Raw genomic sequence first — 897 nt, 5'->3', positions numbered from 1 at the left:
GGCCGCCGCCTCGACGGTCTCGTGCACCAGTTCGGGCGGCGCGACGGTGGCGGTGGGGTCGTCGGCGACCGACAGCACGAGCAGACGCGGCTCGCCGCCCTCGGCGCGAATCCTGCGGACGGTCTCCAGCAGCGCGTACGGGTCGGGGACGCCGCCGCACTCCGCCGGTGTCGCGACGTGGAACACGGACCGGCCGAGCGCGCGGACCTGGGGCGCCCACCAGGCGGCGCACGGCCGGGGGACGAGCACGTCGCCGCCGAGTGCGGCGGTGACCGCGACGAGCAGCGCGCCGGCGCCGGGGGCCGCGGTGACCGCGCCGGGCCTGCAGGGCAGTCCGCGTCGGCCGAAGTACCCGCAGGCGGCGTCGAGCAGCGCGGGCGCGCCGCCGCAGGGGTCGGCTCCGTCGCGGTCCGCGGCCTCGGCCAGCGTGACGGACAGACCCGGCAGGAGGGGCAGTCCGTGGCCGGGAAGGGTCGGACCGTAGCGGACCGGGCCGTGCCCTTCCGGATCCGTCCGCAGCATGGTGCCTCCGCAGCAGTCCGTGGGTGCCGTGGCCGTCCGAGTACCCAGGACCGCGCCCCGCCATGGGCGTCCGGCGGGTGGCCCCGGTCGTCACGGTGTCAGCCGGTGCCGGAGGGCCCCCTCGCGAAGAGCCGGTGGAGCGCGGCACCGAGCGCGCCCACGATCAGCACGCCTCCCGCGACGAGCGCGGGCACGGATACGTTGAAGGAACCGCCCTCCCCCGCGTGCACCCCGTGCTGGGCCCCCACGGGCGGCAGCTCCCCCTTGCCCTGCCCGCCCTCCTTCCCCTTCCCCTTCCCCTGCTTCTGGCCCTCGCTCTTCCCCTGCCCCTGCCCCTGGCTCTTCTGCTGTCCCGGCTGCTCGCCCTGGCCTCCA

The 897-nt window shown here is 77.4% G+C and carries 1 protein-coding gene and 1 pseudogene (1 of these 2 only partly in view); both read right to left on the bottom strand.

The annotated features are described in order from the left end of the window. Positions 1-522: the start of an aminotransferase class I/II-fold pyridoxal phosphate-dependent enzyme gene (locus tag ACFSL4_RS30210; protein ID WP_381089856.1), read on the bottom strand. The gene continues 735 nt to the left of window position 1, outside the view; only the first 522 of its 1,257 coding nucleotides appear in the window; the start codon lies at positions 520-522; its stop codon lies off the left edge, out of view. A 98-nt stretch (positions 523-620) separates the two neighbouring features. Further along, positions 621-897 (bottom strand): annotated as a pseudogene (locus ACFSL4_RS30205) (hypothetical protein); the annotation flags it as partial.

Source organism: Streptomyces caeni, from assembly GCF_042678285.1.
In the GTDB taxonomy this organism is placed as follows: domain Bacteria; phylum Actinomycetota; class Actinomycetes; order Streptomycetales; family Streptomycetaceae; genus Streptomyces; species Streptomyces caeni.
Note: the sequence above shows the minus strand (reverse complement) of the source record. Positions and strands in the feature narration are given on the sequence as shown.